The following is a 19,176-nucleotide window of genomic DNA, read 5'->3' on the forward strand; positions in this document are numbered from 1 at the left end:
CCAACCAAATTGCCCATTTTTAATCCTTTAATATTTGTATAAGAAGGCAGCCATTTATAGCAAATATCTAGTAATAGCGATCATTGATACCATTAAACTTTAACAAATAGTCATGAACCTCTTCTTGTTTTTATTAACTTTATTATGATTGATAAGAGAATACAGCCTACCCTACTAATTAATCGTAATTTTGATATCATGAGCCTGATAATTAAATAAGTTTATAAAATACTTTTAAATATAACTCCTGTCTTACCAAAGTCACTATCACGACTAGAACCTTTGAATAAAATGACATCGTCAGGACTTACTTTTTGCTTCAAAAATTTTGCAAGTGCTTCCGCGTTATTAAAATGAGGTCCAAGGATTGTATCGGGCAGTTTCGCCCTTAGCCATTTCATCTCTTTTCCATGGGTTAATACCAGATCAGGATCACTTTGTAATACTGGTTGAGCTAAGGCTTCGTGGATATCTTGTGACTTATCACCAAGGTGCACAATACGACCAAGAACAAATATCTTTTTATTGTAGCTCGATATCGCAGATCCTTGAATGTCAGTGCCTTTATCATACGCATCCCTAAAGGAGCTGTCCTTAAAAATAGTAAAAGCATTCACCATCGAATCGTATTCAGCATTAAAGCTATCATCGATTATATTGATAACTCCTTGAGCATACTGAAATTTTTCAATCTGTAGCCTTCGTTCAGTTGTCTTATAATGCTCCATGGCATAGCAAGCAGCTTTTTTATTAAATCCTATAGCATAAATGACGGCAAAAGCTGCAATCGCATTTTTTGCCATTCCTATAGATGGTATCGGCAAATTGAATTCAAAATCTCCTTCGTCCGTTTCTAGTTTTATGTGACTAGATTCTAGTGACAACTCAATACTTTTAACACGGATCTGCGCTTGTGGATGATCCCCGTAAATGACCACTCGCTTGCTATATTTTTGAGCATAATAAAACACTTGCTCAAAAAGAGGTAAGTGCGCACCGACAACGGCTATCGCATTTCGGCTTAAGCCATTGAATATCTGCGTCTTATATTTCATCGTGTGCTCAAGAGATTTGACCTGCTGAGTCTGTGAATAGCCAATCTCAGTGACTAGAGCGACGTCAGGCCGAATAAACTGAGTTATCGGACCTCTTTTCATCCATAAAGCACTTTGCGCTACCTCTATTATCGCTGCGTCATGATGCGGTGATAAGCTAGCTAGCGAACCAAGGGCCCCTACTCTAGAGTTATAATTATCAAGAGAGGTTAACACTTTACTATCGGCCATCATCTGTTCCAACATCTCACAAGTGCTTGACTTACCTACTGTTCCAGTGACCGCTATCACTGGCTTAGAAAAACGAGATCGAGCGGCAATTCCCAACTCCATCCAAGCTTTTATTGGGTCTGCGACCTGCAATATTGGAAAATCCTTTTTTAACCCTTTTATAGGATGATCAACTATCGCACCTACTAAATCATTTTGAAGTCCCAATATATCTTGATGCCTATCAAACGGTTTTGGTTTTTTCGTAGAGTTTTCATGAGAAGCTCGATTATCATTAGTATTACCTACAAACATCACTCGACCAGCAGCTAAACTAACGTGCTTTTTACCAGCGACTAGAGAATCTACATACCAACCTTTGGGAGGGGCTACTAACCATTTACCACGAGTAATTGACGCAATTTGCTCTGCATTCCATGTACCCTTAGTGTGATTCTCATAAACCTTATCAAGAAACGCTTGGCGATAATGCATATGCTCTGCTAAGTTATCGGCATATCTTACTTTATGAGTATGTAGCACATATTCAAATGGGAGCTCAACAAAGCTATGGCGCTTATACTTATCAATAATGCTAACTTCTAGCTGTACATTACCATCTTCCCAAGCCGTTTTATAAGGAGGACGTAGTCCATAGAAATCACGGTATACCTTACCAGGCTCCCAATGTGAGGTTGGGATCAGCCAGTCACAAGGATCATGATCGCTGCCAATACCCCATGGACGCATCTTATTAGTTTGAAAGATAGGCTTCGCTCTAAAGTGTATGCGTATATCATCAGCGACTGCTTTGGTTATCTGCCAAAAGCTCTCAACCCATAGCATCCGGCGACGATTAAAAAAGTAAGGATGAGTTCTGATACCAACCAGCTGTATAACTCCAAAACCAATAGGCGCTATGCGAGCATCTTCTGGAATTTCATCAATGATTAGATCATTACGTGTTTTGGCAGACCACTTAGAATAATCAACATCATTCTTTTGATTATCCAAGACTGGGTTTGGATATACTTTTCGATCATTGCTAATTTGTCTAGCTAAACTAGGCTCAATAGCAATAGATAAATGACCATCTTCATACAGACTCGGTGTCGTTCCCATCGCTATACACATCGATGCAAAATCACGGCTCACCGCCATTGCTTGCTCACCAGTAACAGTTTGTGTTTGACCATATCCTACATACATAGGGTAGAAATTTACTCGCTCAATACCCCTAAGCCCAATCTCCAAATGGAAGACTCCACCGGCTTTAGAGTTAACTTTAGAAACGGCTGCGTCAAAAAGCAAATCTCCTGCGTCATGTATTATAGGCTTGGACTTATAAACCTCTATACCTTGTAGCTGATGGGCAGAAGCACCTAGGACTGCATCAGCACCTGCATCTATTAATCGATGTCCAATTTCAATTTCATTATTGTCAGGTGTAGCACGGCCATTATCTCCCCAATGAACAGAAACTAGAATTAAGTCTGCGGCTTCTTTTGCCGATTTAAACAAACTCGTGTAAGTTTCTGTCCATAGCTGATGACTTTTCGGATCAAGATAAGCCGCACCCGCTATCTTGTTCGTAGCGGCAAAATACTCAATAGTCGAATCCACATTAAACAATGAGATTTTAATACCATTAGGTAGTTGATGAAAAATAGGAGCAAATGCCTCTTCTTTAGTATAGCCAGTTCCTACAGAAATAATTCCTGTCGCTTGTAGTATTTCTTTTTGCTGCATTAATGCTTTCGGTCCATAATCACCGCTATGATTATTCGCACATGCGACAGCATTTACACCAGCATGACGCAGTATCTCTACCATTTTAGGAAGTGCACGATAGTAATAGGGTCCACCCTCGCCCTTAACTCTACCCTGTTCACCTAAAGTAGAAACCACACATTCTAAGTTGACGATCGTAAAATTAGCCTTTCTTAATGCTGCTATATTCAACACATTCTCTAAACCATAAAGCTTGGTCAAATAATGTTGCCGACGACCTAAATTAACATCTCCACCCCATGCAACAGTAGAAATATTAGTACCTGCTTGTACTACTGGTTTAATTTCCAACTCGACTCTTTTCTCAGCTTTTAAGTTTGGCTTAGGGTAGATATTACTATTTAATAACTCATAGTAAGCAATCATTCCTGATAAATAGTGCTCCACATCATCAATGCGCACTCTGAACGAATGATGACGAATAAAAAACCCATGCAAAATAGTCTGCGGTGCTTTATAAAACATCGCCATCTCAGGAAAGAAAAAACCATTCATTAAATGATTGGCACGCGCATGTAAGGCCTGATAAAAATGCTGAGTATCAAAACCTATTAATACGTCATGAAACTCTGGGTGCTCGTCTAATGTCAGCAGCATCTTATGAAATGCCATCGACAGCTCAAGCAGGGTCGGAAACGTGGTGATACGATTTTTGATAAAATCGGTATAGCCTGCGATGTTATTGACCGCAAACTGAAAATATTTTTTTTCAGGTTTATGAATCACCAGCTCATTTGAGCAGTAAGAGAGCCAATGGTCATGAGCGCGGTGGTGCTTGGCTTCGATAAAATAATCAAAAGCTCGAGTCACACAATTCAGCCAGCGCTCATCTTTGGTCAAGCCATATAAACGCATCAGTGCAAATGCGGCCTCTCCATCATAATAAATGATGCGATGTTTTGCTTTTAAGGTTAAGTCTTTATGCAATACATGGACAAAGCTACCATCTTCTTGCTGCATCTCAGTGATGCCTAGCGCTAACTTATTGGCCAAATCACGGTATTCATTTGCCAATGGTGTGTCTGCAAATACCTGTAAATATTTAACCAACGCCAATATTGCGACTGCATTGGCGCCCAGTTTGATCTCGCCACCCGTATCTATTACATACGCTTTGTCATCATAGGTGTGAATCAATTGATGAGTCAGATAACTCATTGCGCCATCAATATTGTTCTGCATCTCAGTCAAACTTAACTTGGCAGGCGCGGCTATATTTACGCTATCAAAGCTGTTCAAACTACTGAAATCATGAAAACCGCGGCAGGCTTCATAGCCCTCAATCAGTGCATAAGTACTACTGGCGTGACGCAAGCTATTGTAAGTATTTATTTTGCGATCAAAGCAAGGAAAATATCCATAAACGTATTGGCCCGAAGGCTGGACTTGTCTGGCTAAGTACTGCGTGGAATGCTCGATGATAGGTTGAGTGGTGGCAGCCGATAGTGGCAACAGCTTGCGGTGACCTTTGAAGCGCGGCTGTGTATCGAGATTATGGCAATCACCCGTATCGCCATCGATAAACACACCCGCTGTGTTAAAGCTGATTACTACTAAATCCTCACGAAAATTAGGTAATTGGCTGCTACCATGGCGCGCTTTAAAGTAGACATCGAGGTTGGTGGTATTTACCTGTGCATGAGCTACGGTATTTCCTGCATAGAGACAAGCGTTGGCATTTAGCTCTGTTTCTGTCAGCAATAACCACGGCTCACGTATGCCTTCAAACGCAATACCTGAGCGATAATAGTTTCTTTTAAAGCGTTTTAAATCTTGCTGTAGATCTGCCCACGTTGTGAATGTTGCCTGATGCAGCCACTCAAGTCTCAACCACACAATTGGTGCGTCAAACTTTGCTGAGAGCTTGTCTATTTTTGCGTGAATGATAGGTAGTATTTTTTCAAAATTTGCAAAGCGATTGGCGCTATCGGTTTTATCTGCTTTTATCAAGTCATTGATAATGAAAGTAACTATTTTGGCTTTTTTATGACCATCAGAGAGCGATAGAACAAAAGTATAAGGTAAAGTATCTGTCCTATTGCCCTTTATATTATTTTTATTGTCTATATGAGCAATATGAGTTTGTATCCAATTGTCATAAATGGCTGGAAGATTTTGTTTTAGATGACTCATCAAGCGCTTTATTTTTATAGGCTCATCCATGTTTTTATCATCCTTTTCATTTTTTAATGCAGTTATTTAATCAACGTAAATATAAGGCAATTATATTGAATCGCTATTTTTGGCTATCTCTTAACTATATTTGAAAAATTAGAAATACGATATAAAAAACGCCCTCATTTCGAGAGCGTTTTGAATATATAAATACAATTACCGAATATTAGATAACGTTTGTAATATTCGTATCAATGTACATCTGAGTAGATATATCACTGTCTAATTGCCATACATTATATGCATGTCCACCAGTATCTGTGACATCCACTCCTGTATCGAACCAACTTGAAGGGTTACTAGCGCCATCTGTATCACTAAGGTCATCGCCAGCGCCGCCTAAATCAACGGTATCATCACTATCACCTTTGATATAAAGAGTAGAGCTTATATCTTCAGCTGCCACGTTCAAGGTATTCGCACCCAAACCACTGATATCGATGATATCAAGCGTTTCAGGTTGCATAAGATCCGCTAAGCTAATCACTTGATCTGCGCCCTCAAAACTTAGAACATCAAGTCCTTCACTTGAGAAAGTCAATGATGTATCAGGTAGCTCGATAGTGTCATCACTGCTATCATCAGCAAATATAAAACTATCATCGAATGGCATACTATCTGCAGTAACTGGCGCTGGAGCAGGCCAATCACTCGTAATATTAATGGTCAGTGTGGCTGTATCGGTATTATTAAAATCATCAACTATCGTATACTCAAACTGATCCACTTGATTGATAACATTAACATTACCATCAGGGGTATAGAAATACGAACCATCTGGTTTGATCGTAAGCGTACCGAAGTCGCCGTCTATGAGGGTAGCACCAGTAACAGCTACACCATCAACTGATGAAACAACAGTCGATAAAGTTACATCATCATTGTCACTGATAACATTGCCAACCGCAGCTTGCGAACCATAAGTGCCTGGTACATCTGGATCAATCTCAGTCACGATGGCTTTTATCGTATGATTTGGTACCACACCAAGAAGTCCACCAGCTCTACCATTAATACGATAGTTACCTGCTTCTAGACCATCTATAGAGAAGCGTGTAGCATCACCAAGGATACCAATGACTTCAATTAAGCTGCCACCTGAAGAGCTATCTATAGTTTCCCAAGTACCATTAGCCCTCTGCTTCTGTAGAATAACGGTAGCACTGTCAAGAATACTTATTCCGCCTGCTGTTATAGCAATATCAGCAGAACCTACATTGCCTGCAGCAATGTCAAACGAAACGCTCGTATTCGTGAAACCAGTCAATGCTGTGTCAGAATCTTGAAGATTCTCGACAGTTGTCAAAGGCTCAACAATCAATTTGGTACCTGCTATATCATCCACTGCATCAATTGGGAAATTGACCGCTGGATAATCACTATTGATGCCCACGGTAAGTGTTGCGCTGTCGGTGCTACTAGTGATCGGATCAACAATGATATATACGAACTCGTCCATCTGTCCAATTTCACTAACAGTCGAGTTTGGCGTATAAGTATACGCACCATCAGAGTTGATGATTAAAGTACCATGGTCACCTATGATAGTAGTGTTACCAGTAGAATTAACTGGCTGACCATTAACCTCTGTGACTATGGTCGATTGCGTTGCAACGTCATTATCATCAATGACATTACCAGTGGCAGCTTCCGTAGTGATCGTGCCAACCACTGATGGATCAGTCTCAGTGATGATTGCCCTAATAGTACCAGTTTCTAGCACACCAATTAGTCCACCAACATTACCGTTGATACGGTATTCACCCGCTGGGAGATCTTCTATCCTAAAGCCTGCTCCCTCACCAAAGAGACCAAGTACGTTGATCAAGCCAATATTACTAGAATTGGCGACGTTAACGTAGTTACCACTAGCATCTTTCACTTGCAGAACCAAGCTACTTCTATCGACAATTTCAGCTAAACCACCTCCAGACAAGGTAATTACTGCCGTACCTGTACTGCCTTCAGCGATATCAAAGCTAACTGTAGGTCTAGCATTACCTATGCCTAACACGTTTATGAGTGAGGCAGCTGTGTTTTGTAGATTCTCAGTAGTCGTCACTGGCGTAACGATAATTTCTGCTGTATCAAAATCGTCCACTGCATCTATACTGACAGGCGCTGTGATATCACCCACAGTGGCACTGATTGTGGCTATCGGACTGGTGTTACCCGCCTGATCGGTCACGCTTGCGGTGACCGTCAATACCTCACCTTCTGCAGGCGGCGTCACGGCGGTGTCATAGCCGTTATCAAGCATGTCTTGGGTTACTGGGATTTCTAACCCGTTTACAGTGAGGGTGTCACCCACCAAAGCATTGATCGGTAAGCTCACATTCACGATCACATCGCCATCTTCATTCAAGTCAAAGCCATTGATGGTGTCATCATCATTGCCAATCACCACAGCTGGGATGCCTGGCGCTGTGATATCACCCACAGTGGCACTGATTGTGGCTATCGGACTGGTGTTACCCGCCTGATCGGTCACGCTTGCGGTGACCGTCAATACCTCACCTTCTGCAGGCGGCGTCACGGCGGTGTCATAGCCGTTATCAAGCATGTCTTGGGTTACTGGGATTTCTAACCCGTTTACAGTGAGGGTGTCACCCACCAAAGCATTGATCGGTAAGCTCACATTCACGATCACATCGCCATCTTCATTCAAGTCAAAGCCATTGATGGTGTCATCATCATTGCCAATCACCACAGCTGGGATGCCTGGCGCTGTGATATCACCCACAGTGGCACTGATTGTGGCTATCGGACTGGTGTTACCTGCCTGATCGGTCACGCTTGCGGTGACCGTCAATACCTCACCTTCTGCAGGCGGCGTCACGGCGGTGTCATAGCCGTTATCAAGCATGTCTTGGGTTACTGGGATTTCTAACCCGTTTACAGTGAGGGTGTCACCCACCAAAGCATTGATCGGTAAGCTCACATTCACGATCACATCGCCATCTTCATTCAAGTCAAAGCCATTGATGGTGTCATCATCATTGCCAATCACCACAGCTGGGATGCCTGGCGCTGTGATATCACCCACAGTGGCACTGATTGTGGCTATCGGACTGGTGTTACCCGCCTGATCGGTCACGCTTGCGGTGACCGTCAATACCTCACCTTCTGCAGGCGGCGTCACGGCGGTGTCATAGCCGTTATCAAGCATGTCTTGGGTTACTGGGATTTCTAACCCGTTTACAGTGAGGGTGTCACCCACCAAAGCATTGATCGGTAAGCTCACATTCACGATCACATCGCCATCTTCATTCAAGTCAAAGCCATTGATGGTGTCATCATCATTGCCAATCACCACAGCTGGGATGCCTGGCGCTGTGATATCACCCACAGTGGCACTGATTGTGGCTATCGGACTGGTGTTACCCGCCTGATCGGTCACGCTTGCGGTGACCGTCAATACCTCACCTTCTGCAGGCGGCGTCACGGCGGTGTCATAGCCGTTATCAAGCATGTCTTGGGTTACTGGGATTTCTAACCCGTTTACAGTGAGGGTGTCACCCACCAAAGCATTGATCGGTAAGCTCACATTCACGATCACATCGCCATCTTCATTCAAGTCAAAGCCATTGATGGTGTCATCATCATTGCCAATCACCACAGCTGGGATGCCTGGCGCTGTGATATCACCCACAGTGGCACTGATTGTGGCTATCGGACTGGTGTTACCCGCCTGATCGGTCACGCTTGCGGTGACCGTCAATACCTCACCTTCTGCAGGCGGCGTCACGGCGGTGTCATAGCCGTTATCAAGCATGTCTTGGGTTACTGGGATTTCTAACCCGTTTACAGTGAGGGTGTCACCCACCAAAGCATTGATCGGTAAGCTCACATTCACGATCACATCGCCATCTTCATTCAAGTCAAAGCCATTGATGGTGTCATCATCATTGCCAATCACCACAGCTGGGATGCCTGGCGCTGTGATATCATCCACAGTGGCACTGATTGTGGCTATCGGACTGGTGTTACCCGCCTGATCGGTCACGCTTGCGGTGACCGTCAATACCTCACCTTCTGCAGGCGGCGTCACGGCGGTGTCATAGCCGTTATCAAGCATGTCTTGGGTTACTGGGATTTCTAACCCGTTTACAGTGAGGGTGTCACCCACCAAAGCATTGATCGGTAAGCTCACATTCACGATCACATCGCCATCTTCATTCAAGTCAAAGCCATTGATGGTGTCATCATCATTGCCAATCACCACAGCTGGGATGCCTGGCGCTGTGATATCACCCACAGTGGCACTGATTGTGGCTATCGGACTGGTGTTACCTGCCTGATCGGTCACGCTTGCGGTGACCGTCAATACCTCACCTTCTGCAGGCGGCGTCACGGCGGTGTCATAGCCGTTATCAAGCATGTCTTGGGTTACTGGGATTTCTAACCCGTTTACAGTGAGGGTGTCACCCACCAAAGCATTGATCGGTAAGCTCACATTCACGATCACATCGCCATCTTCATTCAAGTCAAAGCCATTGATGGTGTCATCATCATTGCCAATCACCACAGCTGGGATGCCTGGCGCTGTGATATCACCCACAGTGGCACTGATTGTGGCTATCGGACTGGTGTTACCTGCCTGATCGGTCACGCTTGCGGTGACCGTCAATACCTCACCTTCTGCAGGCGGCGTCACGGCGGTGTCATAGCCGTTATCAAGCATGTCTTGGGTTACTGGGATTTCTAACCCGTTTACAGTGAGGGTGTCACCCACCAAAGCATTGATCGGTAAGCTCACATTCACGATCACATCGCCATCTTCATTCAAGTCAAAGCCATTGATGGTGTCATCATCATTGCCAATCACCACAGCTGGGATGCCTGGCGCTGTGATATCACCCACAGTGGCACTGATTGTGGCTATCGGACTGGTGTTACCTGCCTGATCGGTCACGCTTGCGGTGACCGTCAATACCTCACCTTCTGCAGGCGGCGTCACGGCGGTGTCATAGCCGTTATCAAGCATGTCTTGGGTTACTGGGATTTCTAACCCGTTTACAGTGAGGGTGTCACCCACCAAAGCATTGATCGGTAAGCTCACATTCACGATCACATCGCCATCTTCATTCAAGTCAAAGCCATTGATGGTGTCATCATCATTGCCAATCACCACAGCTGGGATGCCTGGCGCTGTGATATCACCCACAGTGGCACTGATTGTGGCTATCGGACTGGTGTTACCTGCCTGATCGGTCACGCTTGCGGTGACCGTCAATACCTCACCTTCTGCAGGCGGCGTCACGGCGGTGTCATAGCCGTTATCAAGCATGTCTTGGGTTACTGGGATTTCTAACCCGTTTACAGTGAGGGTGTCACCCACCAAAGCATTGATCGGTAAGCTCACATTCACGATCACATCGCCATCTTCATTCAAGTCAAAGCCATTGATGGTGTCATCATCATTGCCAATCACCACAGCTGGGATGCCTGGCGCTGTGATATCACCCACAGTGGCACTGATTGTGGCTATCGGACTGGTGTTACCCGCCTGATCGGTCACGCTTGCGGTGACCGTCAATACCTCACCTTCTGCAGGCGGCGTCACGGCGGTGTCATAGCCGTTATCAAGCATGTCTTGGGTTACTGGGATTTCTAACCCGTTTACAGTGAGGGTGTCACCCACCAAAGCATTGATCGGTAAGCTCACATTCACGATCACATCGCCATCTTCATTCAAGTCAAAGCCATTGATGGTGTCATCATCATTGCCAATCACCACAGCTGGGATGCCTGGCGCTGTGATATCACCCACAGTGGCACTGATTGTGGCTATCGGACTGGTGTTACCTGCCTGATCGGTCACGCTTGCGGTGACCGTCAATACCTCGCCTTCTGCAGGCGGCGTCACGGCGGTGTCATAGCCGTTATCAAGCATGTCTTGGGTTACTGGGATTTCTAACCCGTTTACAGTGAGGGTGTCACCCACCAAAGCATTGATCGGTAAGCTCACATTCACGATCACATCGCCATCTTCATTCAAGTCAAAGCCATTGATGGTGTCATCATCATTGCCAATCACCACAGCTGGGATGCCTGGCGCTGTGATATCACCCACAGTGGCACTGATTGTGGCTATCGGACTGGTGTTACCTGCCTGATCGGTCACGCTTGCGGTGACCGTCAATACCTCACCTTCTGCAGGCGGCGTCACGGCGGTGTCATAGCCGTTATCAAGCATGTCTTGGGTTACTGGGATTTCTAACCCGTTTACAGTGAGGGTGTCACCCACCAAAGCATTGATCGGTAAGCTCACATTCACGATCACATCGCCATCTTCATTCAAGTCAAAGCCATTGATGGTGTCATCATCATTGCCAATCACCACAGCTGGGATGCCTGGCGCTGTGATATCATCCACAGTGGCACTGATTGTGGCTATCGGACTGGTGTTACCCGCCTGATCGGTCACGCTTGCGGTGACCGTCAATACCTCACCTTCTGCAGGCGGCGTCACGGCGGTGTCATAGCCGTTATCAAGCATGTCTTGGGTTACTGGGATTTCTAACCCGTTTACAGTGAGGGTGTCACCCACCAAAGCATTGATCGGTAAGCTCACATTCACGATCACATCGCCATCTTCATTCAAGTCAAAGCCATTGATGGTGTCATCATCATTGCCAATCACCACAGCTGGGATGCCTGGCGCTGTGATATTACCCACAGTGGCACTGATTGTGGCTATCGGACTGGTGTTACCTGCCTGATCGGTCACGCTTGCGGTGACCGTCAATACCTCACCTTCTGCAGGCGGCGTCACGGCGGTGTCATAGCCGTTATCAAGCATGTCTTGGGTTACTGGGATTTCTAACCCGTTTACAGTGAGGGTGTCACCCACCAAAGCATTGATCGGTAAGCTCACATTCACGATCACATCGCCATCTTCATTCAAGTCAAAGCCATTGATGGTGTCATCATCATTGCCAATCACCACAGCTGGGATGCCTGGCGCTGTGATATCACCCACAGTGGCACTGATTGTGGCTATCGGACTGGTGTTACCTGCCTGATCGGTCACGCTTGCGGTGACCGTCAATACCTCACCTTCTGCAGGCGGCGTCACGGCGGTGTCATAGCCGTTATCAAGCATGTCTTGGGTTACTGGGATTTCTAACCCGTTTACAGTGAGGGTGTCACCCACCAAAGCATTGATCGGTAAGCTCACATTCACGATCACATCGCCATCTTCATTCAAGTCAAAGCCATTGATGGTGTCATCATCATTGCCAATCACCACAGCTGGGATGCCTGGCGCTGTGATATCACCCACAGTGGCACTGATTGTGGCTATCGGACTGGTGTTACCTGCCTGATCGGTCACGCTTGCGGTGACCGTCAATACCTCACCTTCTGCAGGCGGCGTCACGGCGGTGTCATAGCCGTTATCAAGCATGTCTTGGGTTACTGGGATTTCTAACCCGTTTACAGTGAGGGTGTCACCCACCAAAGCATTGATCGGTAAGCTCACATTCACGATCACATCGCCATCTTCATTCAAGTCAAAGCCATTGATGGTGTCATCATCATTGCCAATCACCACAGCTGGGATGCCTGGCGCTGTGATATCACCCACAGTGGCACTGATTGTGGCTATCGGACTGGTGTTACCTGCCTGATCGGTCACGCTTGCGGTGACCGTCAATACCTCACCTTCTGCAGGCGGCGTCACGGCGGTGTCATAGCCGTTATCAAGCATGTCTTGGGTTACTGGGATTTCTAACCCGTTTACAGTGAGGGTGTCACCCACCAAAGCATTGATCGGTAAGCTCACATTCACGATCACATCGCCATCTTCATTCAAGTCAAAGCCATTGATGGTGTCATCATCATTGCCAATCACCACAGCTGGGATGCCTGGCGCTGTGATATCACCCACAGTGGCACTGATTGTGGCTATCGGACTGGTGTTACCCGCCTGATCGGTCACGCTTGCGGTGACCGTCAATACCTCACCTTCTGCAGGCGGCGTCACGGCGGTGTCATAGCCGTTATCAAGCATGTCTTGGGTTACTGGGATTTCTAACCCGTTTACAGTGAGGGTGTCACCCACCAAAGCATTGATCGGTAAGCTCACATTCACGATCACATCGCCATCTTCATTCAAGTCAAAGCCATTGATGGTGTCATCATCATTGCCAATCACCACAGCTGGGATGCCTGGCGCTGTGATATCACCCACAGTGGCACTGATTGTGGCTATCGGACTGGTGTTACCTGCCTGATCGGTCACGCTTGCGGTGACCGTCAATACCTCGCCTTCTGCAGGCGGCGTCACGGCGGTGTCATAGCCGTTATCAAGCATGTCTTGGGTTACTGGGATTTCTAACCCGTTTACAGTGAGGGTGTCACCCACCAAAGCATTGATCGGTAAGCTCACATTCACGATCACATCGCCATCTTCATTCAAGTCAAAGCCATTGATGGTGTCATCATCATTGCCAATCACCACAGCTGGGATGCCTGGCGCTGTGATATCACCCACAGTGGCACTGATTGTGGCTATCGGACTGGTGTTACCTGCCTGATCGGTCACGCTTGCGGTGACCGTCAATACCTCACCTTCTGCAGGCGGCGTCACGGCGGTGTCATAGCCGTTATCAAGCATGTCTTGGGTTACTGGGATTTCTAACCCGTTTACAGTGAGGGTGTCACCCACCAAAGCATTGATCGGTAAGCTCACATTCACGATCACATCGCCATCTTCATTCAAGTCAAAGCCATTGATGGTGTCATCATCATTGCCAATCACCACAGCTGGGATGCCTGGCGCTGTGGTGTCTAGGGCATTTTCTGTGCCTGGATCGGATACGTTACCCGCATCATCAGTTAACGTGGCGCTGACCTCTTCACCATTGGTTAAGGCAGGATCAAGCACGGCCGTAAAGACACCGTCTACAATCGTGCCTTCAATCACACCAGTTGGTGTGGTGATGACAACCGCAGCCCCTTCTTCACCCGTGACGGTCACTGAGTCGCCATCATCATTGATAGTTACCACAGGGGCATCAGGCGCGGTGATGTCCACTATAATATTGGTAGTCGCAGTGGAAGTGTTCCCTGCAGTATTTGTAGCCGTCGCTGTCAACGTTTCCGCACCTTCACCCATGGCGTCCACGTCGGCTTGATCGACAAGAACACTCCAGTTGCCATCGGCATCGACAAGGGCGGTACCAATGAGCGCCCCTGCTCCATTGGTCAAGGTGATGGTATCCCCTTCTGTGCCTGTTCCTGTGACGGTAAAGCCTGCAGCGACTTCAGCGGCATTGACAATGTCATCGCCTGCAATTGGCGTATCAATCGTTGGGGCATCAGCGTCTGCATCAGCATCAGCATCAGCATCAGCATCAGCGTCTGCATCTGCATCTGCATCTGCATCAGCATCAGCGTCGGCGTCAGCGTCAGCATCAGCGTCGGCGTCAGCATCAGCGTCGGCGTCAGCGTCGGCGTCAGCGTCAGCGTCGGCGTCAGCGTCGGCGTCAGCGTCGGCGTCAGCGTCGGCGTCAGCGTCGGCGTCGGCATCAGCGTCTGCATCAGCATCGGCATCGGCGTCTGCATCAGTATCAGCATCAGCATCAGCATCGGCATCGGCATCGGCATCGGCATCGGCGTCTGCATCAGCATCGGCATCGGCGTCTGCATCGGCGTCTGCATCGGCGTCTGCATCGGCGTCTGCATCGGCGTCTGCATCGGCATCAGCATCAGCATCAGCATCAGCATCAGCGTCGGCATCGGCATCGGCATCGGCATCGGCATCGGCATCTGCATCGGCATCTGCATCGGCATCTGCATCGGCGTCAGCATCGGCGTCAGCATCGGCGTCTGCATCAGCATCAGCATCAGCATCAGCGTCTGCGTCTGCATCAGCATCGGCATCAGCATCGGCATCGGCGTCTGCATCGGCGTCTGCATCAGCGTCTGCATCGGCATCGGCATCGGCGTCTGCATCGGCGTCTGCATCAGCGTCTGCATCGGCATCAGCATCAGCATCGGCGTCACTGTCATCGTTATCGTCATTAGAGAAAGCAGCGGTAGCAAGGCCTATTCCTGCAAGACCCGCCAACCAAGGCAGCGCATTAAAAGCGCCAGACTCCGTAGCTCCTACCCACCAAGGCGAAACCTGCGCATCTCCGCCCAATGATTGTCCTTGTATCTCACCTGCTTCTAACTCAGTGACATAGTCAGCAACTTCACCAGTATCAGGAACATAGTAGTAATAACTACCATCTTCCGCGACACCGATAAGCGCACTCTCAGTAGCATCGTAGAATCCCTCAATAATCAGATCAGGATCGACACTATCACTTTCAAAAGAAATCTGAAGGTCTTGACCGACACGTTTAGTAATAATGTTGTTGGGGGCGTAACCCGTTGACTCATCAAGAAACTCATAGTTAATTTTATCGGTAGCTTGGAGCACCGTAGGAGTACCGTCTTTTATCGGTAGCTTGGAGCACCGTAGGAGTACCGTCTTGTGTCACAACTGTATGTTCAGCAACGGTTTCGGCTTGGCCGTTTACCTTGATATTTATAGTGCTCATAAAATCATCCTTAATTAATTAATTCTAAATAAAATAAGTATCGACTTAGAATAAAGATTTGATTCAGTTAACTTTTTCACTAACAGTGGCGACAACTCGGCGGTTGTTTTGGCGTCCTTCTTCAGTATCATTGGTATCAATTGGCATCGCCTCTCCGTACCCTACGGTACGTAAACGTGAAGGCTGCATACCATATTTATCTACTAAAATATTTTTCACTGTATTTGCACGCTTTTGAGAAAGCTGCAAGTTATAGCTTTCAGAACCTCGACTGTCTGTATGACCTTCCACAGTGATATTGGTTCTTGGATAAGACTGAATAAAACTGGCCATACCATCTAGCACAGCGCTATTGTTGTTTTTCAAGTTCGCGCTATCAAAATCAAATAACACACTGAATTGTTTAAGATCACTTGTATCTACTGGCGTATTGACTATAGGTTTCTTGAATGATTTTTTTGGTAGATTTTGATTTGGCAATGGCTGACTGAGTAGCGTTTGACTTGTCATGCTACAGTCTGATGGCATACGACTGATTTGATGCGTCTGGCGATTGGCTTGGCTCAATGATGACAAGGCTTCGTTGGCTGATATTTGCTGAAGAACAGGTTTGCCCGTTGCTGTTAAGCTAACTCTTATATAAGTTGTTTTTTGAGGAAGGAATTGAAAACTTTCTGAATAAGAAACAATGTCTCCATTTTCTTTTAAGACTGACGCATTGATGATTTGTGCGTTATCACAAATGATTTTTTCCGAGTAATGACCATTGTCTAGACTGGTTTGAAAAATATTATCCAGTCCAATACCTATATTGATATTATTTTTCTTCTCATTGTGAGCGTCTCGAAAAAAAACAATTCTACGCTCATTTACTTTTAGATCACTATCATTAGGCAAGCGAAATAATTCACCACTTTTTTCCCAACCAACTTGATTAACTCGCTGAGTATCACCAGAGGAAAATTTTATTTTATCATTTGGTACAGTTTGACAGCCTACCAAACCTACCAATGTGAACAATGTCGTCGATAATAGTAAACCTTTACTGTCCATAGCTTTTCATCCTAATAAAATCTAGTTTATGGGCATCTATTTTTCTCTTATACAATTCATTCTTATTAAAAAGTTATCATCTTCAAACGATATTTATTACAGTTATTATGAAATTTTTTAGAATATTATTTTATAAAATAGAGACGTAGTTAAATTTCATTATATTCACATCAATTAATAATGCAATTTTAGAATGTTTAGAAAAATGCTTAATTCTTATATATGAATTGCGTGAATACTATGTTTATCAACGCCTGAAAACAAAAGAACTTATGTAAGGTAAATTGTAAAGAAACATTAATACTACATTTTCAATACTGAAGTATTAAACTTATAATAAGTAAATAATTACAATTGGCTTGCTTTTATTAGATTAACTTACTTATGTAATATTATGAGTACATTACGAATAATTCTTTACAACAAAAAGTGGTAGATTTTTTGGATTAGAGAGCTTCTCACTGTGAGCTATGTTCTTTTGATTTACCTTTCTGACACACATCAAGGTGTACGCTTTCAGAGAATTACTGATAAAAGTTCTGAATCCGACTCATTTTTTGAGTAAATTACTGCATTAATTAGGTGACAATTTATACAAGGTAGAGGAATAATACTGGTGATTAAACTGGTTATCTTCTTAATGACATCAATAAAGACTATTATTGATAAGAGAAATTAACTAAGAAATTAGAAAGCTATCGACGTGAATGGTATTGACATTAATGTACGTCACTATTAGTGTTTATAAGAGATGTATATATCACAATAAAACCATGATTTTTGAAACGTGCACACGCGATACTATGTTTTTTCTTAGGTTTGCAAAGACTATAGCCTGGTCAGAATAAACAGCTTGAAGCCCTTGATTTATAGGCTTTGGCTCGTAGTAAATAAAAGATAGTATATCGGTATGTTTTATTTCGATAGGGTCTTTTACTTTAGACTCGTGGTAGGAAAAAATAGGGGTTTAAAATTGATGAAAGTCGGATATAAGTACTGTATTTTTAGTCATTACCATAGCTAAAGATGAAAAATTCTCGCCAGTCGCTCAGGTATATTTTTTAAAGAGGATTAGGTTTTATCGATATAATAATAAGCAGGTAACTACCCTATTTAACTAAAATCAACGATCGTAAATAGTGCATTATTTACTTTTAGCGATTGAAAAAGGCTACTGTACATTTGCCATCGAAAAACGATGAAAACATACAGTAGCCTTTTTTTTATAAGAACTTGACTGTGTTTATTGTGACTCTATTTATCTACATTATAAAACGTTAGCGGACTAAAATGACAGGAGACAAGGTGCTAGCAATAATTTCTGTTGTAGTACTTCCCAAAAACAATTGCTGCAACTTTGAGTGACCATACGCACCCAACACCATCATATCAACGTCATTATCCATCTGAAATTTTAATAAGCCATTCACAGCATCAGAAGCTGTGACATGGTGAGCCCCTACGGCATAGCCAGCGGCTTCTAATTGCGCCCCTGCCGCGCTTAGACTTTGTTTGGCAGCATCATTGTGATTGCCTACCATGACGATATGACCTTGCATTCCCTTTAATACAGGGCTTCTTGCAACCATCAAAACGGCTTTTATAGAGGTTTTGCTGCCATCAAATGCAATCATGTAGGAGCGTGGCTCTTTAAACGCCTCTGAACAAATCAAGATAGGCACCTCTGATGCACGAGCAACCGTTTCTATTTGGCTACCGATGTTGATACGGCTATTCTTATGGTCTTCGCCGCGTCGGCCCATGACGATGGCTCGGTTTTCAGCTTTGAAATGCTCGATGGCAGGCAGTAATTTGCCATGTCGCTGATAAAGACGAACATCAATATGTGCAAATTTCTCTTGAATATGACTTTTTGCGTCTTCTACTAACGCATTGCTATAGCTGTTTTCTATTTTTGCCCTTTGCTCGTCCAGTTGAGTCAACTCTTCTAATAAAAACTGGCGGCTATTGATGCCGATTGCCCCTGATAAGTCTCGTCTGGTAGAGACAGGAACATTGCTAACATGCATCAACCCAACAGGTAAATTCAGTTTGCTTGCATACCATGCTGCATAATCACAAACCGATTCAGTCACTGCGGAGCCGTCAATACAGGCCAAAATGTGCTGTGATGTTGTCATAATTCATCCTTAAATATGGTTGGTTAATCCTATGTCACTTTTTAGGGTGTTTTTAGTTTATGACCACTTTACGCCGTATTACGAAAAGCGCCTCCTCTATACGCTCTATAAAATACATTTGTTTGTTAACTTCATACCTTATTTGATAATAACCAATTTAAGCCACTTCATCCAGTCATGTATGTGAGATTGTGA

General features: G+C 45.0%; 4 protein-coding genes. All 4 read right to left on the reverse strand.

The window, feature by feature from the left end; genetic code table 11:
• Positions 1-221: 221 nt before the first annotated feature.
• The gene (locus A3K91_RS13975; protein WP_084387310.1) at positions 222-5,219 is read right to left on the reverse strand and encodes a CapA family protein; all 4,998 of its coding nucleotides are present in this window, start codon (positions 5,217-5,219) and stop codon (positions 222-224) included.
• Positions 5,220-5,397: 178 nt separating this feature from the next.
• Complete coding sequence (locus A3K91_RS08115; protein ID WP_062844806.1) at positions 5,398-15,666, reverse strand: beta strand repeat-containing protein; 10,269 nt, start codon at positions 15,664-15,666, stop codon at positions 5,398-5,400.
• 184 nt (positions 15,667-15,850) lie between these two features.
• Positions 15,851-16,840 carry an OmpA family protein gene (locus A3K91_RS08120; protein WP_062844807.1) on the reverse strand — a complete coding sequence of 330 codons (990 nt, stop codon included), beginning with the start codon at positions 16,838-16,840 and terminating at the stop codon, positions 15,851-15,853.
• Positions 16,841-18,117: 1,277 nt separating this feature from the next.
• Positions 18,118-18,981 (reverse strand): universal stress protein, encoded by an 864-nt coding sequence (locus A3K91_RS08125; protein ID WP_062844808.1) that lies wholly within the window; start codon positions 18,979-18,981, stop codon positions 18,118-18,120.
• Positions 18,982-19,176 lie beyond the last annotated feature (195 nt).

The organism is Psychrobacter alimentarius, assembly GCF_001606025.1.
In the GTDB taxonomy this organism is placed as follows: Bacteria; Pseudomonadota; Gammaproteobacteria; order Pseudomonadales; family Moraxellaceae; genus Psychrobacter; species Psychrobacter alimentarius.